Origin of the sequence: Flagellimonas cixiensis, from assembly GCF_042134615.1 — a bacterium.
In the GTDB taxonomy this organism is placed as follows: domain Bacteria; phylum Bacteroidota; class Bacteroidia; order Flavobacteriales; family Flavobacteriaceae; genus Flagellimonas; species Flagellimonas cixiensis.
Window position 1 is genome coordinate 697,579 of record NZ_CP169639.1, and the last position, 22,721, is coordinate 720,299.

At 39.8% G+C, this 22,721-nt stretch carries 22 protein-coding genes; 9 read left to right on the plus strand and 13 right to left on the minus strand.

Annotated features, from left to right (window positions below; genetic code table 11):
- Positions 1–7 precede the first annotated feature (7 nt).
- The 8 genes from rplB to rpsL all read right to left on the minus strand — a co-directional run bounded on the left by rplB (position 8) and on the right by rpsL (position 5,909).
- Positions 8–832, minus strand: a complete 825-nt coding sequence (gene rplB, locus ABT310_RS03130) for a 50S ribosomal protein L2 (protein ID WP_375325302.1) — start codon at positions 830–832, stop codon at positions 8–10.
- 9 nt (positions 833–841) lie between these two features.
- Entirely contained in the window at positions 842–1,132 is a 291-nt protein-coding gene (gene rplW / locus ABT310_RS03135; protein ID WP_116218591.1) for a 50S ribosomal protein L23, read from the minus strand.
- Positions 1,133–1,139: 7 nt separating this feature from the next.
- Positions 1,140–1,769 carry a 50S ribosomal protein L4 gene (rplD, locus tag ABT310_RS03140; RefSeq protein ID WP_375325303.1) on the minus strand — a complete coding sequence of 210 codons (630 nt, stop codon included), beginning with the start codon at positions 1,767–1,769 and terminating at the stop codon, positions 1,140–1,142.
- Complete coding sequence (rplC, locus tag ABT310_RS03145; RefSeq protein WP_375325304.1) at positions 1,769–2,386, minus strand: 50S ribosomal protein L3; 618 nt, start codon at positions 2,384–2,386, stop codon at positions 1,769–1,771. The genes rplD and rplC overlap by 1 nt, the downstream gene beginning before the upstream one ends.
- A 201-nt stretch (positions 2,387–2,587) precedes the next feature.
- Complete coding sequence (gene rpsJ, locus ABT310_RS03150; protein ID WP_026915146.1) at positions 2,588–2,893, minus strand: 30S ribosomal protein S10; 306 nt, start codon at positions 2,891–2,893, stop codon at positions 2,588–2,590.
- Between the two features lie 10 nt (positions 2,894–2,903).
- On the minus strand, positions 2,904–5,030 hold the full coding sequence (fusA, locus tag ABT310_RS03155) for an elongation factor G (protein ID WP_375325305.1): 2,127 nt from the start codon (positions 5,028–5,030) through the stop codon (positions 2,904–2,906).
- Positions 5,031–5,038: 8 nt separating this feature from the next.
- A complete protein-coding gene (gene rpsG, locus ABT310_RS03160; protein ID WP_090293749.1) occupies positions 5,039–5,515 on the minus strand; it encodes a 30S ribosomal protein S7 in 477 nt (158 codons plus the stop codon).
- Positions 5,516–5,534: 19 nt separating this feature from the next.
- Entirely contained in the window at positions 5,535–5,909 is a 375-nt protein-coding gene (gene rpsL / locus ABT310_RS03165) for a 30S ribosomal protein S12 (protein WP_013305196.1), read from the minus strand.
- A 580-nt stretch (positions 5,910–6,489) separates the two neighbouring features.
- Between rpsL and ABT310_RS03170 the strand changes: the two genes are divergently transcribed.
- The 6 genes from ABT310_RS03170 (at position 6,490) to rlmB (ending at position 15,053) form a co-directional block, all read left to right on the plus strand.
- Complete coding sequence (locus tag ABT310_RS03170; RefSeq protein WP_375325306.1) at positions 6,490–9,732, plus strand: SusC/RagA family TonB-linked outer membrane protein; 3,243 nt, start codon at positions 6,490–6,492, stop codon at positions 9,730–9,732.
- A gap of 21 nt (positions 9,733–9,753) precedes the next feature.
- Positions 9,754–11,412 (plus strand): SusD/RagB family nutrient-binding outer membrane lipoprotein, encoded by a 1,659-nt coding sequence (locus tag ABT310_RS03175; RefSeq protein ID WP_375325307.1) that lies wholly within the window; start codon positions 9,754–9,756, stop codon positions 11,410–11,412.
- 26 nt (positions 11,413–11,438) lie between these two features.
- Positions 11,439–12,356 carry a hypothetical protein gene (locus ABT310_RS03180; RefSeq protein ID WP_375325308.1) on the plus strand — a complete coding sequence of 306 codons (918 nt, stop codon included), beginning with the start codon at positions 11,439–11,441 and terminating at the stop codon, positions 12,354–12,356.
- A 206-nt stretch (positions 12,357–12,562) separates the two neighbouring features.
- The gene (locus ABT310_RS03185; protein WP_375325309.1) at positions 12,563–13,318 is read left to right on the plus strand and encodes a hypothetical protein; all 756 of its coding nucleotides are present in this window, start codon (positions 12,563–12,565) and stop codon (positions 13,316–13,318) included.
- A 181-nt stretch (positions 13,319–13,499) separates the two neighbouring features.
- Positions 13,500–14,249 (plus strand): hypothetical protein, encoded by a 750-nt coding sequence (locus ABT310_RS03190; protein ID WP_375325310.1) that lies wholly within the window; start codon positions 13,500–13,502, stop codon positions 14,247–14,249.
- Positions 14,250–14,318: 69 nt separating this feature from the next.
- Complete coding sequence (gene rlmB, locus ABT310_RS03195; RefSeq protein WP_375325311.1) at positions 14,319–15,053, plus strand: 23S rRNA (guanosine(2251)-2'-O)-methyltransferase RlmB; 735 nt, start codon at positions 14,319–14,321, stop codon at positions 15,051–15,053.
- Here rlmB and ABT310_RS03200 read toward each other — a convergent pair whose 3' ends face one another.
- Positions 15,054–15,779 (minus strand): rhomboid family intramembrane serine protease, encoded by a 726-nt coding sequence (locus tag ABT310_RS03200; RefSeq protein WP_375325312.1) that lies wholly within the window; start codon positions 15,777–15,779, stop codon positions 15,054–15,056. It abuts the gene before it with no gap.
- A 95-nt stretch (positions 15,780–15,874) separates the two neighbouring features.
- Here ABT310_RS03200 and ABT310_RS03205 point away from each other — a divergent pair, with 95 nt between their 5' ends.
- Positions 15,875–17,152, plus strand: a complete 1,278-nt coding sequence (locus tag ABT310_RS03205; RefSeq protein WP_375325313.1) for a replication-associated recombination protein A — start codon at positions 15,875–15,877, stop codon at positions 17,150–17,152.
- Here ABT310_RS03205 and ABT310_RS03210 read toward each other — a convergent pair.
- From ABT310_RS03210 to ABT310_RS03225, 4 genes are all read right to left on the minus strand, one after another.
- Positions 17,149–17,967: a hypothetical protein gene (locus tag ABT310_RS03210; RefSeq protein WP_375325314.1), complete on the minus strand. Its 819-nt coding sequence runs from the start codon at positions 17,965–17,967 to the stop codon at positions 17,149–17,151. The two genes, ABT310_RS03205 and ABT310_RS03210, sit on opposite strands and share 4 nt — an antisense overlap.
- A 161-nt stretch (positions 17,968–18,128) precedes the next feature.
- Positions 18,129–18,818: a YjjG family noncanonical pyrimidine nucleotidase gene (locus ABT310_RS03215; protein ID WP_375325315.1), complete on the minus strand. Its 690-nt coding sequence runs from the start codon at positions 18,816–18,818 to the stop codon at positions 18,129–18,131.
- The gene (locus ABT310_RS03220; protein ID WP_375325316.1) at positions 18,811–20,106 is read right to left on the minus strand and encodes a polysaccharide deacetylase family protein; all 1,296 of its coding nucleotides are present in this window, start codon (positions 20,104–20,106) and stop codon (positions 18,811–18,813) included. The genes ABT310_RS03215 and ABT310_RS03220 overlap by 8 nt, the downstream gene beginning before the upstream one ends.
- Positions 20,107–20,119: 13 nt before the next feature.
- Positions 20,120–20,305 (minus strand): JAB domain-containing protein, encoded by a 186-nt coding sequence (locus tag ABT310_RS03225; RefSeq protein WP_375325317.1) that lies wholly within the window; start codon positions 20,303–20,305, stop codon positions 20,120–20,122.
- 20 nt (positions 20,306–20,325) lie between these two features.
- On the opposite strand from ABT310_RS03225, the gene ABT310_RS03230 reads away from it, so the two are divergent.
- Together ABT310_RS03230 and ABT310_RS03235 are read left to right on the plus strand one after the other, a co-directional pair.
- Entirely contained in the window at positions 20,326–21,954 is a 1,629-nt protein-coding gene (locus tag ABT310_RS03230; protein ID WP_375325318.1) for a recombinase family protein, read from the plus strand.
- A gap of 114 nt (positions 21,955–22,068) precedes the next feature.
- Positions 22,069–22,662: a recombinase family protein gene (locus tag ABT310_RS03235; protein WP_375325319.1), complete on the plus strand. Its 594-nt coding sequence runs from the start codon at positions 22,069–22,071 to the stop codon at positions 22,660–22,662.
- Positions 22,663–22,721: the final 59 nt, after the last annotated feature.

Consider the following 22,721-nt stretch of genomic DNA (forward strand, 5'->3'; position numbering starts at 1 on the left):
TTTTCTTTTATTTCTTTCTACGTTCTATGATATATCTATTGGTGTCCTTAGTCTTAGAACGAGTTCTAAATCCTTTAGCAGGAATACCGTTCTTAGATCTTGGGTGACCTCCGGAAGCCCTACCTTCACCACCACCCATTGGGTGATCTACAGGGTTCATGGCTACTGGTCTTGTTCTTGGTCTTCTACCCAACCATCTGCTTCTACCTGCTTTACCAGATACCAACAATTGGTGGTCAGAGTTGGAAACCGCTCCGATAGTAGCTAAACATGTAGCCAATATCATACGGGTTTCACCAGAAGGCAACTTAATGGTTACGAACTTACCGTCTTTTGCCATTAACTGAGCAAAAGTACCGGCACTTCTCGCCATAACAGCTCCTTGTCCAGGTCTTAACTCAATACAAGAAACAATGGTACCCAATGGAATGTCACTCAATGGAAGTGCATTTCCAATTTCAGGAGCAGATCCAGATCCAGAAACGATCTTTTGACCTACTTGCAATCCATTTTGTGCAACCACATATCTTTTCTCACCATCGGTATATTCAACCAAAGCGATAAATGCAGTTCTGTTTGGATCATACTGGATAGAAACCACTGTAGCTTCTACACCTTGTTTATCCCTTTTGAAATCGATGATACGATATCTTCTCTTATGACCCCCACCTCTGTGGCGCATGGTCATTTTTCCTTGACTGTTCCTACCACCTGACTTTTTTAACGGAGCAAGCAAGCTTTTATCCGGCTTATCAGTAGTAATCGCGTCAAATCCGTTTACTACTCTAAAACGCTGTCCAGGGGTTATCGGTTTTAATTTTCTAACTGACATTTCTCGTCTTTATAGATTACTGTAAAAATCAATAATATCACCTTCAGCTACATCAACAATCGCTTTTTTCATTGCGTTTGTTTTACCGTGCTGAATTCCGGTTTTTGTATAACGACTCTTACGCGTTGGACCATAGTTCATGGTTCTTACCTTTTCAACAGAAACACCATAAGTTGCCTCTACCGCTTCCTTGATTTCCAATTTGTTAGCACCAGGCTGAACATAGAAACCGTAGCGATTGAAAAGCTCGCTGTCCGCGGTCATCTTCTCCGTAATTATCGGTCTTATCAACACACTCATGATACTTCTATTTCTTTAGGTTCGATTCAATTCCTTCCAAAGCACTTTCTGTAAGAACTAAACTTTTAGCGTTAACTATTTTGTAAGTGTTTAATTCTGAACCAGTTACAACTTCGGAGCGTTCCAAATTACGCGACGACAAATATACGTTATTATTTGAATCGCCCAACACAATAAGGGACTTTTTATTTTCTATTCCCAAAGAAGTCAGGAAACTAACAAAATCTTTAGTCTTTGGAGATTCAAAATTGAAGTCTTCTACAACTACCAAAGCGTTTTCTTTGGACTTAAGACTCAAGGCTGATTTACGAGCCAATCGCTTAACGTTCTTGTTCAATTTTTGGGTATAATCCTTTGGTCTTGGACCAAAAATTCTACCACCACCTCTAAACACCGGGGATTTAATACTACCGGCCCTTGCGGTACCAGTTCCTTTTTGTTTCTTGATCTTACGGGTACTACCTGCAATCTCAGCTCTTTCTTTAGCTTTGTGCGTACCTTGTCTTTGGTGGGCCAAATATTGCTTAACATCCAAATAGATGGCATGCTCATTAGGCTCTATTGCGAAAACATCGTCAGATAGCTCAATGCTTCTTCCGGTTTCTTTTCCTTTAATATCTAATACTGCAACCTTCATTACTTCTCAATTGTTACGTAAGCATTCTTGTGACCTGGAACACAACCTTTCACTACGATAAGGTTTTTCTCAGCAACCACTTTCAATACTCTCAAGTTTTGAACTGTTACTCTTTCTCCACCCATTCTACCGGCCATTTTCATACCCTTAACTACTTTAGCAGGATAAGAAGCGGCACCGATGGAACCTGGAGCTCTTAATCTGTTGTGCTGACCGTGGGTAGCTTGACCTACACCACCAAAGCCGTGACGCTTAACAACACCTTGGAAACCTTTTCCTTTGGATGTTCCGATCACATCAACAAATTCTCCTTCTACAAAAAGGTCGGCACCAATGGTGTCTCCTAATTTGTAATCACCTTCAAAATCTTGGAATTCAACGACTTGTTTCTTTGGAGAAGTACCTGCTTTTTTAAAGTGACCTGTTTCGGCCTTATTAGCACGCTTTTCTGCCTTGTCATCGAAACCAAGCTGAAGGGCACTGTACCCGTCAACCTCTTCGGTTCTGACTTGGGTAACCACGCATGGTCCAGCTTCGATAACGGTACATGGAATGTTCTTTCCATTCTCGTCGAAAATGCTGGTCATACCGATTTTTCTACCTATTAACCCAGACATATTTATTAATTATTAATTGTTTACTTGTTTTATAACTGTCAATTTCTTGACAAAAAAATTGGGTCAAGAAAACACTCTGCTCTGACCCAGATTTTTTTCTTTCTCCGTTTTTCCCGAACCATCGTTCGAGACATGTACTCTTTAGTTTAAGTATTGAGTTTTAAATCATCAAAACCTAAAACTCAACACCTCTAACTTTTATCAGACCTTGATCTCAACTTCAACACCACTTGGAAGCTCAAGCTTCATAAGGGCATCGATAGTTTTTGATGAAGAACTGTAGATATCCAAAAGTCTCTTGTAAGAGCTCAATTGGAATTGTTCTCTTGATTTTTTGTTCACGTGAGGTGAACGCAAAACTGTAAATATCTTTTTGTTTGTTGGCAATGGAATTGGACCCGTTACCACAGCACCAGTAGTTTTTACTGTTTTCACGATCTTTTCAGCAGATTTGTCCACCAAATTGTGATCGTAAGATTTCAATTTAATTCTAATTTTTTGACTCATCTTGCTAAATTTAAGCGGTTACTCCTTTTGCTGCTTTGATAACTTCTTCAGCAATATTCGAAGGAGTTTCTGCATAGTGTGAAAATTCCATAGTGGAAGTTGCTCTACCTGATGACAATGTTCTTAATGATGTTACATATCCGAACATTTCAGACAACGGCACTTCCCCCTTAACTACTTTGGAACCAGCCCTGTCGCTCATGCTACTGATAGTTCCTCTACGTCTGTTCAAGTCACCTACAATATCACCCATGTTTTCCTCAGGTGTCAACACCTCAATCTTCATGATAGGCTCCATCAATACTGACCTCGCAGATTTTGCAGCTGCTTTATATCCCATTTTGGCCGCCAATTCAAATGACAAAGAATCGGAATCCACAGGGTGGAAAGATCCATCCTTAAGGGTAACTTTCATGCTATCCATTTCAAATCCAGCCAAAGGACCATTCTTCATAGCCTCTTTGAAACCTTTTTCTACAGATGGGATATATTCTTTAGGAATGTTACCACCTTTGATCACATTTATAAATTCAAGCCCTTCTTTACCTTCTTCAGCTGGCTCCATTGTAAATACGATATCGGCAAACTTACCACGACCACCTGATTGCTTCTTGTAAACTTCTCTGTGATCGGCAGATTTTGTAATAGCCTCCTTGTATTCCACCTGAGGTTGTCCTTGGTTTACTTCAACCTTGAACTCTCTTCTTAAACGGTCAACAATGATATCCAAGTGAAGCTCACCCATACCAGAAATAATGGTCTGTCCAGAAGCTTCATCAGTCTTAACTTGGAACGTAGGATCTTCTTCAGCCAATTTAGCCAAAGCCATACCCAATTTATCCACGTCAGCTTTTGTTTTTGGCTCCACTGCGATACCGATTACAGGATCAGGGAAATCCATACTTTCAAGCACGATAGGAGCATTTTCAGCAGACATGGTATCACCAGTCTTGATATCTTTAAATCCTACAGCCGCACCAATATCACCAGCTTCGATAAAATCAATAGCGTTTTGCTTATTGGAGTGCATCTGATAGATTCGAGAAATACGCTCTTTTTTACCTGAACGGTTATTCAAAATGTAAGACCCTGCATCCAAACGACCTGAATACGCTCTAAAGAATGCCAAACGACCTACGAAAGGATCGGTAGCAATTTTAAAAGCAAGCGCAGCAAAAGGCTCTTTTGGGTCCGGTTTTCTAACAACTTCAGCCCCGGTATCAGGATTAACTCCTACAATATCATCTTTATCCAATGGAGATGGCAAGTAACGACATACAGCATCCAACAAGAACTGAACTCCTTTGTTTTTAAAGGAAGAACCACAGATCATTGGAATAATTGCCCTGTCCATTACAGCGGCACGCAATGCAGCATGCACTTCTTCTTCAGTGATGGAATCTTCATCTTCGAAGAATTTTTCCATCAAATTTTCATCATATTCCGCAACAGCCTCGATAAGTGCAGCTCTGTACTCTCTTACCTCGTCTTGCATATCAGCAGGAATATCTACAACATCGAAAGTAGAACCAAAGTTCTCCTCGTGCCATACGATAGCCCTGTTCTTAGCCAAATCTACAATACCTTTAAAGTCAGCTTCGTCACCAATAGGCAATACAATCGGAACTGCATTGGAACCTAACATCTCACGAACCTGCTTGCACACGTTCAAGAAGTTGGAACCTTGACGGTCCATTTTGTTCACGAAACCGATACGTGGCACTTTGTAGTTATCAGCCAATCTCCAGTTTGTTTCGGATTGAGGCTCAACACCATCCACTGCACTGAACAAGAACACCAAACCATCCAACACTCGTAGGGAACGGTTTACCTCTACAGTAAAGTCAACGTGCCCGGGGGTATCGATAATGTTAAAGTGGTAATCTTTTGTATCAGGCAATGGTTGCGCATTTTCCATTGGAAACTTCCAAGTACAGGTTGTAGCAGCAGAGGTAATGGTAATACCACGTTCTTGCTCTTGCTCCATCCAGTCCATGGTAGCTGCACCATCATGCACCTCACCGATTTTATGACTCACACCTGTATAAAAAAGGATACGCTCAGTAGTTGTTGTTTTACCAGCATCAATGTGTGCCGCAATACCGATATTCCTTGTATATTTTAAATCTCTTCCCATTGTATTGATTAGAATCTAAAGTGTGAGAATGCTTTATTGGCCTCGGCCATTTTGTGTGTATCTACTCTTTTCTTCACTGCGGCACCTTCTTCTTTTGCAGCTGCCAAAATTTCGGAAGCCAACTTTTGCGCCATGGATTTCTCGTTACGCTTTCTTGCGTAGCTGATCAACCACTTCATTGCAGTGGAAATCTTTCTATCTGGACGAATTTGCATTGGAATCTGAAATGTAGCACCACCCACTCTTCTACTTCTTACCTCTACGTGTGGCATTACATTGGAAAGTGCATCTTTCCATAGCTCCAATCCAGTTTTCTCTTCGTCAGTGTTCTTTTCATCAACGATAGCAATTGCATCATAGAAAATCTTGAATGCAATTGACTTCTTACCGTCCCACATCATCATGTTCACAAAACGTGTAACAAGTTGATCGTTAAATTTTGGATCCGGTAATAACGGTCTCTTTTTTGCCTGCTTTTTTCTCATCGCTTCTTCTTAAAGTTGTTTACTTTTTAGGGCGTTTTGCACCATACTTAGATCGACGCTGCGTTCTTCCCGCAACACCTGCGGTATCCAATGCACCGCGAACGATATGATATCGAACACCAGGCAAATCTTTTACTCTTCCGCCCCTAACCAATACTATCGAGTGCTCTTGGAGGTTGTGACCTTCACCAGGGATATAGGCGTTCACTTCTTTACCGTTGGTCAACCTTACCCTTGCAACTTTACGCATTGCAGAGTTTGGTTTTTTAGGTGTAGTAGTGTAAACACGCGTACAAACCCCTCGTCTTTGAGGACACGAATCCAAAGCAGCCGATTTACTCTTCTTGGTAATTGTGGCCCTTCCTTTTCGTACTAATTGTGAAATTGTTGGCATTAAATTTCTTTTAAAAACTAAATAACCCTCTTTTTGAGGGCTGCAAATGTAATGATATTTCCCAATAATTCAAACACATGGGAATTAATTTTGAGTTTAATTTTAAAAAAGAGAAGAGAACCTTTTACTCCCATGGTTGAATTCTATTTTAATTGACCCAAAAACACCTTTTTCCATTCCTTAATATTAATCAAAATCAAAAAGCATGGGAGTCAATCAAAATCGATGCTTATTTTTTCCTACTATATATTAAGGTATAAGACATAATTCTTAACTCTTCACAATAGCTTAACATTTGCTTTGTTAAAATCTTTAACAACCAACATCACTATAAAATATGTAGGATTATTCACTCATTTTTTACAAGCTACACTACACCCCCATAATTTTTATGGGTTTTGACACGTAATTTACAAGAAGATCAATTCGCACCCCTACAAATTGCATAGTTGTCAATGATATTTGTAGTTATTGCACTTATTGCATTTAAGTTCCCAGTCTTAAAGATTTTATAAAATAAGTTTGGTTTATTAACATGAAATTATGATTTTAGCCATTAGCTAATTCAAATAATTTAACAATGAGAACAAAACTTAATGGATTGTTAACGCTATTATTGGCGTTTGTTGTGCATATATCCTTTGCACAAGACAAGACGATTACAGGTACTGTTACGGATGGCGATGGCCTACCGTTACCTGGGGTCAACATTGTCGTTGAAGGTACCACAACGGGTACCCAAACAGATTTCGACGGAAATTACGCAATCACTGCAAGTGAAGGACAAACTATCCTTTTCACTTACATTGGTCAAAGACCAGCCACTAGAGTGGTAGGTGCCGCTAGCGTAATTAACGTACAGATGGAAGCTGACACCCAAGCTTTGGAAGAGGTTGTTGTAACCGCCCAAGGTATTAAGCGTGAGAAAAAGGCTTTGGGTTATGCAGTATCCTCTGTAGGTGCTGAAGACTTGAACGACAAGACTGAAGGTGATGTCGCAAGGGTACTTTCTGGTAAGGCTTCCGGTGTAAACATTACTGCCGCTGGTGGTATGTCCGGTTCTGCGACCAACGTGGTTATTCGTGGTTTGAGTTCCTTTAGTGGAAGTAACCAAGCCCTTTTTGTTGTAGATGGTGTTCCTTTTAGTAGTGACACTAACGCAGCAGGTAACTTCTTGGATGGAAACGTTGGTTCGTCCCGTTTCTTGGATTTAGATCCAAACAACATCGCAAACATTGAAGTACTTAAAGGTCTTGCTGCTGCAACACTTTATGGTACTGCTGGTAAAAACGGTGTAATCTTGATTACTACCAAGGCCGGTGCTGCAACTGAAGGAAAGAAAAAATCTGAAATCACTGTAAGCCAGTCTTATTTTGTTAATGCTTTGGCTTCCTTGCCAGATTATCAAGATAAATACGGTAACGGTTTCGACCAGGCTTTTGGTTGGTTCTTCAGTAACTGGGGCCCAAGTTTCGAAAGAGAAGGTATTGCAGGTTGGGGAAATCCTAACTCTTTCCCAGCAATTTATGATATTGACGACCAAGGTACTATTCGTCACCCGTATGCCACTTCTTCACTTTCTAGTGTTAGAAATGCATTTCCTGAACTGCAAAATGCAAGATACGAGTGGAGACCTTATGATTCTGTAGAGAATTTCTTGGCTCCTGGCGGTGTTAGTAACACTTCTATCAACGTAAACGGAAGTTCTGCTGACGGAAACACCAACTATAATGTAAACTTGGGTCTTTTGGATGACGAGAGTTTCGTTCCTGGAAACTCCATTCAACGTATGAACCTTTCCGTGGGTGGTAGATCTAAACTATCCAACAAATTTACAGTTAGCGCTGTAATGAACTACTCTAGAACAGATTACAAATCTCCTCCTGTAGCAGCGAGTAGAGGTAACGGTTCCTTGGGTCTTTCTTTGTTTGGTCACGTATTCTTTACCCCTCGTAGTGTTGACTTGATGGGACTTCCTTGGGAAAACCCAATTGACAACTCAAGTGTTTACTATCGTGCAACTAACGGTATCATCAACCCAAGATGGGTACAAAACAACGTTAAGTACAGACAGCAAACCAACCGTGTATTCTGGAATGCATCTTTGGCCTATGCCATTAACGATAACATGAACCTTACTTACCGTGCTGGTCTGGATTTCTACAACGAAAGAAACACCAACTACTCTAACAAAGGTGGGGTAGGGTTTAACCAAGCTATTTTTGGTTTCTTGGACACTTATGACAACAACAATACAATCTGGGATCATTACGTGGCTCTTGATGGTAACTATGACCTTTCAGAAAAATTGGGCATGAGTTTCACAGCTGGTGCTACCGTAAAGTCTACTACTTATGACAGACAAGGTGTTTCCAGTTCTGGTCAGATAGCTTATGGTGTTGCAAGACACTTTAACTATGAGACTCAGGTGCCAATCCAATACTTGGAAAAACAAAACATTGCAGGTATCTTAGGTCAAGCTACTTTTGATTTTGACAACATGTTGTACCTGTCTTTGGCAACAAGGACTGACTGGGTATCCAACCTTGCGTCTGCAAACAATAGTATGACTTACCCTAGTGCTAGTATCTCTTTCTTGCCTACCGCTGCTTTTAGCGGATTGCAATCTGCAGGAGGTTTGAACTTCTTGAAATTGAGAGCTGGTATCGGACAATCTGCTGCATTCCCAGGAGCATATCCAACAGTAAGAACGGTTAACCAATCTACAAGAGCTTGGGGTGAAGGTGGTGAACTTACTACCAACGCAAACTCACCGTTTGCAGCTAACGAAGATCTTAAGCCCGAGCTTCTTACTGAGTATGAGCTTGGTTTCGAATCTAAATTCTTGAACAACGCGGTATCTTTAGATTTCACCTACTTTAACAGGGTAACTAAAGACCTTATCGTAAGAGAGCCTCTTTCTCCATCTACTGGATTTACTGTTACACAAAGTAACGTTGGTAAAATTGAAGGTCAAGGGGTTGAAATTGATTTAGGTGTAGACTGGTTCAGAAGCGAAAGCTCTGATGGTTTCAACTGGAACTCTAGAGTTAACTTCTCTACTTACAAGCCTAAAGTTGTTGAGCAAGAGCAAGACATTATCATTTACGGTGGTAGACAAGAATTGTTCCTTGGTGGTAACGCCGCTATCGAAGGTCAGCCTTTGGGTGTAATCGTAGGTACTGCAATTGGAAGAGACGAAGACGGAAACTTCTTGGTTGATTCTTCTGGTAACTATGTTTCAGTAGAATCTGACATTAACGGTGATACTCCAATCATTGGTGATCCAAACCCAGATTTCACAACCAACTTCATCAACTCTATCCGTTTCAAAAACTGGAACCTAGGTTTCCAATTCAACTGGACCAAAGGTGGAGACATGATGTCTAACACCATTGCAACATTGCTTGGTCGTGGTTTGATCACTGAAACTCAAGATAGAGAGCAAACATTTATTTTGCCAGGTGTACAACAAAGTACTGGTGAAGTAAACAACAAGCAAATCAACAACTCATCTTTCTATTTCACCAACGTTCTTTTTGGACCTGCTGAAATGAAGATTTACGATGCTTCTGTTGTTCGTTTGCAAGAACTTTCTTTGGGATACACTTTCCCATCTAAATTCTTGGAAAAAACTCCATTTGGCTCTTTGACCATTACCGCTCAAGGTTTCAACCTTTGGTATGATGCTTACAATACTCCTGACGGTGCCAACTTTGACCCTAACGTTATGGGTGCTGGTATTGGTAACAGTCAAGGTTTTGACTATATCAACGGTCCAGCTTCTAAAAAGTATGGTATGAGTGTCAAATTGACCTTTTAAAAAAATTAACGAAAAGAAATCATGAAAAATATATTTAAATACATTTCCATAGCACTCTTGGCGCTTTTGCCATTGAGTTCTTGCGAGACAACGGAACTGGATTTGCGTAAGAACCCGAACGCATTGACAGAGGCCGATCCAAACCTATTGTTGAACACGGTGCAGCTGAACTATCGAAACGTTATGACTACGTTCAATAACTTCGGTGCGCAGTTGACCCGTATCGATTACATGAGCGGTCGTATCTATTTCAACAACTACACCGGTGCATCTTCCAACGGAATTTGGAGCAACACCTACGTAGGGATCATGTCCAACACATTATCCATGGAAGAGATCAACGCAGAAACCGACATCGATTACAGCTACAATGTTGCCATGGGTAAAACCATGTTGGCACACTCGCTTTTATTGATTGTGGATTACATTGGTGAAGCTGCCTATTCACAAGCATTGAACCCAGCTGAGTTTCCTGCTCCAGTTTTGGACGATGGAGCTTCAGTTTACGCCGCAGCAATCGGATTGTTGAATGAGGCAGGCGCTCTATTCAACTCTACTTCTGGTTTGCCAACAGGTGCAACAGATTTGTTCTATGATGGTGATGCTTCCAAGTGGATCAAAGCAGTGAATACCATTAAAATGAAAGCTTACTTGACTACTGGAGACCTTGCCGCTTTCAACAGCATCGCTTCTGGCAGCAACTATATTACAAGCTCTGCAGATGATTTACAGTTCCAATATGGAACCAACATCCTTAACCCAGATACTCGTCACCCAGATTATGCTCAAGCCTATACTGATACTGGTGCTGGTGGATACCGTTCTAACTGGATCATGTGGCAAATGCTAGAAAATGACGATCCTAGAATTCGTTACTATTTCTATCGTCAAGCTGATGGTACTCCTGGTAACGTTGACATCAACGGTGATGAAGTACCTGTGAACGAAGAAACACTTTCTTGTTCTTTGTTTATCGTTCCTGATCACTACGAAGGATTACCATACTGTAGCCTTCCGAACGGATACTGGGGTAGATCTCACGGTAACGACGAAGGTGGACCACCAGACGGTCTTTTGAAAACTACTCCAGGTGTTTATCCTGCTGCTGGTAACTTTGATGACAACAGATTCGAAGGTATCTTCCAAGGAGCTGGTGGAGCTGGTGCTGGTATTGAGCCAATCATCTTGGCCTCTTATGTAGATTTCTGGAAGGCTGAAGCTGCTTACGCTTCTGGTGCATCTGATGCAGTTGTAGCTGGTCACATCCAAGCTGGACTTACCAAATCCATTGCCAAGACTCAGTCTTTTGCCGCTTTGGATGGTGCTGCTGATACTTCTTTTGAGCCTACTGCTGAAGAAATCACTGCCTTCATTACTGGGGTTGTTGATGACTTCACTGCTGGCGCAACCGAAGAGGATAAAATGAATGTTTTGGGAACACAGTTCTTTATTACAATGTACGGTGGTGGTGCAGAGGCCCACAACTTCTACAGAAGAACAGGGTATCCAACCAACTTGTTGCCTAACTGGGAACCAGATCCAGGACCTTATCCAAGATCTTTCCTTTACCCTTCTGATGAGGTTATTACCAACCCTAACTTGACTCAGAAGTCAGATTTGACAACTCAGGTGTTTTGGGATACTAATCCAGCGTCCCCTCAATTCCCACCAGCTAACTAAATCGTTTAACAAAAAATTATATACTAATGAAATCTATATATAAATTTCTCCTAGCAACACTTATCGTTGCGATTGGATGTGAAGATTCCGATCTTCCGATAGATACAATCTTGTATGATGTTGGTAGGGGTGTAGCTTTGAGACAAGTGAACTTGGTCTCAAACGAATACCCGATCGGAGATTACGATGCAGCCCTTGAGGTTGAATTGGAAGTTCAAGACGGTAAAGAAATCGTAACTGAAATGAATGTTTACGGTACTTTCGACGATGATGCCGATGTATTCTCTATCGATGATGAATTGATTCAAACTTTCCCTATCGAGGAATTTGAAACAAGCCAGTACGGTCTACCAACAATGGTGTACAGAATTACTCAAGGCGAAGCAATCACCTTGTTAGGTTTAACCGAAGATCAAGTAGGACCTTTCGATTCATTTACATTCCGTTTCGAATTGGTAACCAACGATGGTAGAACTTTCAGTGCAGAAGATAACACTGGTACCTTAACAGGAACTTTCTATTCTTCTCCTTTCAGCTATGACGTATTGATCACTTGTCCTCCTAAAGCTCCTACCGCTGGAACTTGGACCATTGAAATGCACGATTCATACGGTGATGGATGGCAAACAACTGATGCCAACGGTGGTGATGGAGTTACCGTGACCCTTGATGACGGAACTGTTATCGAGTTCGGTATGTGTTCTCCATATTCGGCTGCTGCTGGAACTTTCTTAGGGTCTACAGATTGTACAGCTAACGATGGTTCTGATGCTACTGCTACCATAACCATTCCTGCAGGTACTGAATCTGCTACTTGGTACTTCCCTGGAGATAACTGGGGTGAGATTTCCATGGAAATCTATACGCCAAATGGAAACCTAGTAGGTAGCGTTGCTGCTTCTACCCCAGCGGGTGAGATTGCTATCGATTTCTGCTACGACTAATAATTGTTAACCTTAAGGGTTAAAATGTTAAATAAAAGGGCTGTTTTTAATAAACAGCCCTTTTTATTTACCACAATCTATCATTTTTGCAATCTGTGACTGAAATAACTTAGATATTGTTTATTGTTGCGTTAAATAATCTATATACCAATTAAAGCCATTGAAAACACTAATAATTTTAACTATATTCGATAAAATTCACTAACATGTTTAAGCACACTCTATTTTTATTAATCGCCTCTTTTATAGGGGTTAACGGTTTCGCCCAATATGCAGGTTACCAACCAGGAGGCACAGGTAGCATGCATGGATCTGGGGTAAGCCAAGCACTACTTAACAACTCCGTTGGCGGCATAACCGATTCTTATGAAAGATTAAAGGTTATGACCGGAATCGATGAATTCCAAGGTTCTCCTTATTTGGAAGATAAGTTTCAAGCCACCGAAATGTATTATGGCGATGAGGATCAAGGTAAAATTTACTATCGCTACAACGCCTACAACGAAGAAATAGAAATCAAGAATTCGACCTTGGCCGATGAAGCGCCGCGAAGCCTAAATAAAGACAAGGCTATTGCCGTAATGCTGGACAATAAATACCCTTTGAGCTTTAGTACTTTTATTGATGCCAAAGACAATACCCTTAACGGATATTTAGCCCTTTTGAACGAAGGAGATAACTTTAAACTTTTTAGAAGGGTTAGGGTGAAATTCACAGAAGGACAAAAAGCGCAAAACTCTTTTGTCAGTGCCATTCCAAACAGGTTTACCCATTACATTGAGTACTACTATCAACCAAAAGGAGTGAATCGAATTGATGAGATTCCAACAAAAAACAAAAAGTTGATTAAAATGTTGGATGCACCTTTCAAGGAAAAACTTTCAAAATACTTGGAAGAAAATGAATTGAACATCAAAGAAGAAGCAGACCTAATCAAAGCATTTGAGTTTTTAAACTCTTAAAATAGTGCACACATATCAATAGTTAAGGCCGTTTTAAACGGCCTTTTTTTGTACCCCCCCCCCTGCATTTAATCAATATTTTTGAATGTTTAACATATTTTTCCTTGATTTTGTGTTAAAATACTGACAATGAGCTTGACATCACATGAAATAATAATTAGTTTAGGTAAAAATCACAATCATGTCAAAAAACAAATTATTACTTCTATTCGCCTCTTTTTTAGGCCTTAACGGATTTTGCCAATATGCTGGCGTAACCCCAGGATCTTCTGGTAACTTAGGTGGAGCTTCGCAAGCAATGATCAACAACTCCATAGGAGCTATTAGCGATCAATTTGAACGTTTAAGGATTCAAACCGGAATTGATGAATTCCAAGGTTCACCCTATTTGGAAAACGAATTTCAAGCTACTGAAATGTATTACGGGGATGAAGCACAAGGAAAAGTGTACTATCGCTACAATGCCTACAACGAAGAAATAGAAATCAAAAATTCTACACTAAAGGAAGAACAGCCCAAGGCTTTGAATAAGGACAAGGCCATTACGGTAATGTTGGACAACAAACACCCTTTGAGCTTTAAAACCTTTATTGATGCGAAAAACAATACCATAAATGGCTATTTGGCGCTGTTAAATGATGGGGACAACTTCAAATTGTTCAAGCGGACCCGCGTAAAATTCAGTGAAGGGCAAAAAGCACAAAACTCTTTTGTAAAAGCGGTACCAAACAAATTCAGTCACTATATCGAGTATTATTATCAACCGAATGGTGCCAACAGAATCGATGAAATTCCAACCAAGAACAAACATTTGATCAAAATGATTGACGAACCATTCAAATCAAAACTTAAAAAGTATTTGGATGAGAATGATTTAAATGTGAAAGAAGAAGCAGATTTAATCAAAGTTTTCGAGTTTTTGAATTCTTAATCACTTAAATCAATTCATAAAAATATTTACCGCCCTTTTAGGGCGGTTTTTTATTTACTTTTGCCCCATATGAAAGAAAGTCAGCTCATTTACGGAATACGTGCTGTTATGGAGGCCATAAATGCCGACCAGCCCATCAATAAAGTTTTTATCCAAAAAGGTTTAAAAGGCGAGTTGATGAAAGAACTGGAATCAACCGTTCGAAAAAATGGCATTAGCGCATCTTACGTCCCCATTGAAAAATTAAATCGGCTCACCCGCAACAACCATCAAGGTGCCATTGCGCAGATTTCTCCCGTACAATTTCAAGATTTTGAAAAACTGGTGGAGCAGGTAATGGCGACCGAAAAGATGCCTTTATTTCTTTTGTTGGACCAAGTCTCGGATGTGCGTAATTTTGGGGCCATCATTAGAACAGCAGAATGTTCTGGGGTTCATGGTATTGTAGTTCCCAAAAACGGTGGAGCTCCCATCACGGATGACACCGTAAAAACTTCCGCAGGAGCTGCATTCAACGTACCCATTGCAAAAGTGGACCACTTGAAAGATGCCATTTTTTATTTGCAAGCTTCGGGCATTGCCATAACGGCCGCCACGGAGAAAGCGGATAACGAAGTTTATGATGTGGATTTCAATAAGCCCTCTGCCATTATAATGGGCTCTGAAGAAAAAGGAATCAACCCCTCTACCCTAGCTGTTGTGGACCATCAAGCTAAATTACCATTGAAGGGCAATATCGGCTCATTGAATGTGTCCGTAGCTTGCGGTATTTTTCTATATGAGGTGGTAAGACAACGCAGATAACTATTCGTCGCTTTCGGTTTCTTTATAATGATATCGAATTTGGATTTCCTCCTCTGGTTCATCCACATTTTCGATAAAATTGCCATCAGCATCAAAATGTCTTAAAAAAGGGTCTTCGTCTTCATTGTAATCCTCATGCTCCCAAGCATACTTGCGAACAGTTGGTAATTTCACCTTTGTGGTAAACGCCAAAAATAAGCCTGCTAAAAAGCCAGATAAATGACCTTCCCACGAAATACTTTCTTCAACAGGAAAAATATACCAGATCATACTGCCATAAATAAAAACCACGATTAAAGACAAGGCCACCAATCGATAGTTTTTTGCCAGAATACCCTTAAAGAAGATAAAACTGGCCAGCACATAGATCAAACCACTGGCACCTATATGATAGGAAGGCCTGGCAATTGACCATGTGATCAATCCTGAAATTAAAATTCCCAAAACAACAACCTTGACGGCCGCGCTTCGATAAAAATAAAATAGAAAAGCCGTTAAAACTGCTAAAGGAATGGTGTTATTGTACAAATGCTCCACCGAGACATGAATAAATGGGCTTAATACTATTCCACGCAGCCCAGGTAAAGTCCTGGGATAAACCCCATAATCATTCAAGTTCACATTGAACTTTACCTCCACCCAAAACACCGACCAAATTGTTAAAACGGCCACTAGTGGCGCTAGCAGCACATCGTTGGTAAATTTTAAAGTGTCCTTTGATTCCATTCTTTTAAAAACATCAAATTTCTGACCATGAATTTGAATTTACACAAATTGTCAGGCATACCCATAACGCCCTCAATTTTGTTTAATTTTACTTCATGAACGAACCCTTGGCAGAACGCATTCGACCCAAAACCCTTGAGGACTATATAAGTCAGCAACACTTGGTGGGCCCTAATGGCGCATTAACCACCCAAATAAAGAACGGGATAATACCTTCTTTAATATTTTGGGGACCTCCGGGAACGGGCAAAACCACATTGGCCAACATCATAGCCACTGAAAGCAAAAGACCATTTTACACCTTAAGTGCCATTAGCAGTGGCGTCAAGGATGTGCGTGAAGTAATAGACAAAGTCAAACAAAGCGGTGGACTTTTCACCTCCAAAAATCCCATTTTATTTATAGATGAAATCCATCGTTTCAGCAAATCGCAGCAAGATTCTCTCTTGGGGGCGGTAGAAAAAGGCTGGGTAACATTGGTGGGGGCCACTACCGAAAATCCAAGTTTTGAGGTCATTCCTGCACTTCTGTCGCGTTGTCAGGTGTACACGCTAAACCCGTTTGACAAAGAGGACTTAGTTGCGCTTTTGGAGCGAGCCATTGCCACCGACAAAGATTTTTCAAATAAAAAAATAGAACTTAAGGAAACGGAAGCCTTGTTGCGCTTATCGGGAGGAGATGGCCGTAAATTGCTCAACATTTTTGAATTGATTGTCAACTCAGAAAACAAGGAAAATATTGTCATCACCAATAATTTGGTGATGAACAAAGTTCAAAAGAACACGGTACTTTACGATAAAACCGGAGAGCAGCATTACGATATTATTTCTGCTTTTATTAAAAGTATTCGTGGCAGTGACCCCAATGCAGCTGTTTATTGGTTGGCACGGATGATTGAAGGTGGTGAAGATGTAAAATTCATTGCTCGCAGAATGGTGATTTTGGCTTCTGAGGATATTGGAAATGCCAATCCAACCGCTTTGGTTATGGCAAACACCACGTTTCAAGCAGTTAATACAATCGGTTACCCCGAAGCACGAATCATTCTAAGTCAATGTGCTACCTATTTGGCCTGTTCAGCAAAAAGTAATGCCAGTTACATGGCCATAAACAGGGCACAACAAATGGTAAGACAAACAGGAGACTTGTCTGTACCCATGGCAATTCGCAATGCTCCAACCAAGTTGATGAAGGATTTAGGGTATGGCAAAGGGTATGATTATGCCCACGACCATGAAAACAATTTTGTAGAAATGGAGTTTCTACCTGACGACATTATCGGTACTACTTTTTACCAACCAGGAAACAATCCCAGGGAAAAGGCCATGAAAGATTTTTTAAAAAATCGTTGGAAAGATAAGTACGATTACTAGAATTTAATGTTCAGGTTTTTTTGCTGCTTCTTTCCATTTTCGGTATACTCCAACATCCATTGTCCACCTTTTAAAAAGACCACAGCGCTATTGCCCTCATATTCGGTAATGAAAACGTTTTCCATAGAAGTCTCTTGAAGTTTGAACACCACTTTTGGTGTGCTATCCACCAACTGATAACCAATTGGAATGGGTTGGGCATATAGCACCTCAGCTTCACCTTTAACAAAACTAGTTGGTTTGGGCTCCATCGATTTATACACCTGTTCTTCAGGAGTTGCTTTTTGCTCCACCACATTTGCGGCTACAGTTGGCTCAACAAATTTTACATCGTTTTTATAACTCAACGTAACCGTATCATCAGTTTTAGCCGCAGTTGCTTCCGAAGGAGTGTAGGTATAGTTCATCCCGGCAAAAGAAATAAATGCTTTCTGAATTGCATCTTTATATGCGGGGCCAAATTCCTTGACCTTACTTATTCCTTCAACAGATCTAAATACTTCTTTGTTTTGACAATCTTTGAGTGAAATAAAAACTTTGGTGGAAAACATTCCTGATTCATCTATCACATCGGCCACTAGACCTGTGCACCGATTACCTGCCAAATCTATCGGGAGTGCATCATCATAAACCACATTAAACCCATTTTCGGTAAAATAGTGTTTGATCAACGTACTGGTCTGGTATTCGTTGGCCTCTTTAAATGCATCAAATTTTTTAGGAACAACGATGTATTTATAGTTATTCAATTGGGCATGCGCAAAACTGCCAATGCCCAAGGCGAAAATCAATATGTACAGTATTCTTGCTTTCATATAGTTTAGGTAAACAATTATTGTTCCAAGATATAAATTTAAATCCGTTCTGTAAAGATAGACAGATTCACCTAAAAGCTTTGGAGCTGCTTAAAACCTATCCAACTAAAACCAATTAATTTCCAATTGGACCCATCGGATCTATAGGATTTGTCCACGCTCTAAAGAATATTCTTTATTTCAATAAGGTCATTAATGATTACGCTTTCCGTATGATCCGGTTCTTTATTGGAATTATAATGAACCACCTGCATGCCCATGGCCTTTGCGCCAAGAATATCGGCTTCGAGATTGTCGCCGATCATTATCGCATTTTTTGAGTGCACATTGGCTTTGTTCAAGGCCAATTCAAAAATTTGGGGGTGAGGCTTTTTTACGCCGGCCATTTCCGAATTTACCACAATTTCAAAATAATGGTCAATTCGACTCCCTTTGAGTTTTTTATCTTGCACCTCTTGAAATCCGTTGGTGATAATATGCAATCTATACTTTGCTGAGAGGTACTCCAAAATCTCCATCGAATTGGGCAGTAAATGCGTAAACGAAGATAGGTGCGCAATATATTCATGGGCCAAGACATCGATTACGTCATCGGTTACCTCAGTTGCCAATTTGTCGAACGTTAACCGCAAACGTTGATAACGCAACGAAGATTTGGTAATCTTATCCTCTCGATAAAGAGCCCACATTTGCAGGTTGATGGGTGAATACACCTCCAAAAATGATTCCAGCTCTACTTCGACCCTATTCTCTCTTAAAATTTTGGCAAAAGTGAGGGCTGAATTTTTTTCAAAGTCCCAAAGGGTGTGGTCCAGATCAAAAAACACATCGGTAACCTGATGCTCAAACATAGTAACGCTTTAAAATTGATTGATAAAGTGCCATCCAATCCAAATTGTGTTCCCCTCCCAACAGTTCATTGGAAAAGACAAAGATCAACTCTCCCTTTACTTGCTTAACCACGCGATATACCTCATCCAATTTTGCAAATACTTCTTCTTTTGTTTTAAAATGGGTCAATGCATAATCATGCATGGCAAACGGATGGATTTTTATAGGCTGTCGAATTTCGGTATTGATGTCATAAAAATAAAATGGTGTACAAGTTCCCGCCCTAAATCCAATTTCATGGGTATACCCCATGGAAAAATCGTCGGTAAACTCTGTTTCTACCAAGCTACGGTATGCTGCGGGCACATTAACCCGGTTGTATCGCAACCTGGAGTAATTGATAGGACGATTAATCAAGTTTCCCAATTGTTTTTTCTCTTCGCGCAACACATTGTTATTTGAAGAGGACATGAATGATGTGCTCAACGAAACAACACTGTAATCGGCTATCGATTTGATTAAAAATCGAAACTTGTTATTGTTCGTGGATACATTTTTATCGTGTGCCGAATGCTTTGCAAACTGGAAAAAGAACATGCTTTTTATGGGAAACTTTTTATGGATCTCCACCAACTCAAAAAAGTTGTCGTATGGATCTTTTTGAATGCCCAATAAAACCGCAAATCGTTTTACCACATTGCGAAATTTAAAATTCCCAATATCAATAAAAAAACCACCTAAGGTTCGTGATATCCCCCGCATGGCAAATGCATGGGAAGTGGTGACATTGATTATTGAAGTAAACTGATAATTCTTTTCCTTGCTTTCCAATTCTGGAAAACGTTCTTGCAGAGTTGCCATTAATTTATGGGCCCAAAGATCAACAACCGGTAAATGTAAAAACTTGTTTTGGTAAGCAATACTTTCTTTCACCGGGAACCTCCCTACGCTATCCTTTACATGGGGCAAATACTCCTCGTAACGACTCAACAGAAAAAAACTGGCCGAAAAAACATCAAAAGGTAATGTGCTCTTTTCTCCTGCCGCAAAAAAACACGGCACCCCATCCCAATCGGAAACATTGATTTCCAAATCGTTGATTCCTTGTTCAAACAACAAATCGTTGCTTCGGATAAAGAACTCATTCTGTAAGGGTTGTTTGGAATAGGTCATTTTTGGCCCAGAATGCTTGATAAAGTCCTCCACTTTGGTGGTAAACCCAATGTCCACCCCCAGGATTTTTTCAAAAATCTGCTTGGTGGTGTACGTTAACCTATTGGTGACCTTATGGGTAAATATCAACAACATAAATGCTCAATGACTATAATATTCCTTGATCCGCAAAACTCAAATACTCGTGTTGGGCAATGATCAAATGATCCAAAACTTTAATATCCAAAGCGTCGGAAGCAATTTTCAATTTCTGTGTAATCTGTTTATCTGCATTACTGGGTTGTAGGGTTCCCGATGGCTCTTTGTTAAAAGTACTATTCTTGAAAGTTTTCACGTTATAAAGAAAAGAAAAATATGCTTGGGATATATGTAAGATTGTCAAAAGAGGATGAAAGCAATAATTCAATTGCCAACCAACTAAGGGAAGGTAAACAATTTGCTAAGGCTAATGGCTATCGACAATACGAAATCTACAACGAGGGACAGGGAATCTCTGGTGGCAATGAAATTAAGGACAGACCACAGTTAGATAGAATGATGAAGGATATAGCTTCAAAAAGACTTGGTGCTGTCTGGTTTAGACATCAAAATCGATTGGAAAGGAACAGCGTAACATTTCACTTGTTCTCGGCTTTAGCCAAGAAGATGGAAATCGAAGTCTTTTTTGGTGACAACAAAGCGGATTTGAATGACCCTACCCAATTCCTTCAAGCCAGTATAATGACGGCTATCAATGCTTATCAAATTGAAATGCAAACTGCACAGATAAGAAGAACTTTACTCGACAATGCAAAAGAGGGCAAAGCTACAGGTGGAAACCATATCCCTTATGGCTATAGAACAGATGACAACAAATACTTGGTCATTGATGAAGAAACATCCAAAATTGTAGAATTGATATTTAAAAGATGTATTGAGGGTGTTGGGGGTGGCAGAATAGCCAAGGAACTGAACGAAATGGGAGTACCCACCAAGAACGGAGCATTAGTTTGGAAACAGCCCACAATCCACAGCATTCTAAAAAATCCTGCGTACATGGGGCAAAAAAGGTTTGGAGACAAACACTATCCCATACCCGCAATACTTGACCAAGAACTCTGGCGAAAAGCACAAAAACAATTAAAACACAATGTTACCTACAAAGGTAAACGTGTGGAACACAAGTACCTTTTAAAACATTTAGTCAAATGTGGTAAGTGTGGTAAAACAGCACACATTTTGAACTATGATAAAAACATTAGATACTATAGATGTTCTAGTGTTAGAAACGGTGATAACTGCCATAATCCATACTTTCGGGTTGATGCGCTCGAAAATCTAGTTTGGGGTCTGTTTGAGTTCAATAATCTTTATGAAGGAGTTGAATCCCATCTTACAGGTGAAAGAAACGATGAGAAGTTACTTGAACTAGATGAGAGAAAAGATATACTTGAAAAAGAATTGTCACAACTTGATGGTCAACTTCAAAGAACAATTCAATTGGTTATCAAAGAAATTGTTAGTGAAGAGGAGATTGTTAAGACTCGTAAAACAGTTCAATCTCAAAAAGAAAGAATTGAAAAGGAAATCGAAAACATTGATGACCAAATTGACACTATAAAAAACCTAGACATTCTTAGGGAAGAGGCAAAAAAGGATTTGAGCAAATTGAAAGGCACTCCCTTAGAGAAAATCATGGAAATGGTCTTAAAGACAACAGATAAAGCGGAAAAACTTGAAAGTGTTTCTTTTAATGAAAAAAGGGAGTTGATAAAAAAATACATCCAATCAATCGAAATCAAAGGAACAGATGATATGTTTTTGATATACATAGAATATGCCCTACCCATACCTGACAGCTTTTTATATGTCTCAAAGAATTATGAGGTCGTTGTTGATGCCAATACCGACCAATATATAAACTTTGATTTACTTGGTCTAAACGAAGAATATCAGGACAGAGACAAAAAAGCAATAACCAAACTAATTTTGAGATACACGTAAATCCAAATGTATCATTTTTAGCCTTTACCCTAACAATATTACACTTTACAGGATTTAATCTGCCTTATATCGAGAATAATAGTGTACTATTTAATACCACTCTATTTTTAGTACATGAAAGCACGATATTTAAGAATCAGTACCCCAGACCAGAAGTTAGAACGTCAACTAGCTAAACAGCACCCAAATGAAATACTGTTTATAGACGTTGTAAGCGGTTCAACACCCTTCATTGAACGAGAACAGGGGAATCGGTTAATGGAAGCGGTAAAAGCCTCTAAAATCGATTACATTGCCGTTAGTTCTATAGACCGACTAGGCAGAAATCTGTTGGACATACTTCATACTCTCAAGATTTTTGAAGAAAATGGAGCGACAGTCAAGGTTGACAATCTGGGGATTGAGTCTACCGTAGACGGAAAGCCAAACTCTGCATTTAAATTGATAATATCAGTTCTGGCAAATATAGCTGAAATGGAACGTGAGACACTTTTGGAAAGGCAGCGCGAAGGAATAGCAATTGCAAAGGCAAAAGGCACATATAAAGGACGTTTAAGAGGTTCTAGCGAAACAAAAAAGGATTTCCTAGATAAGTATCCTGAGGTAATAAAAAACCTCCGTAAAGGACATTCTATGCGAAATACTGCTAAACTATCGGTTGTGAGCCTTGGAACAGTTCAAAAAGTAAAAAGGTTTTTAAAAGAATAAATTTGATTGTAAATTCTTACATTTAAACTGTTCCCTCCAAAACATTCCATAACTAACTT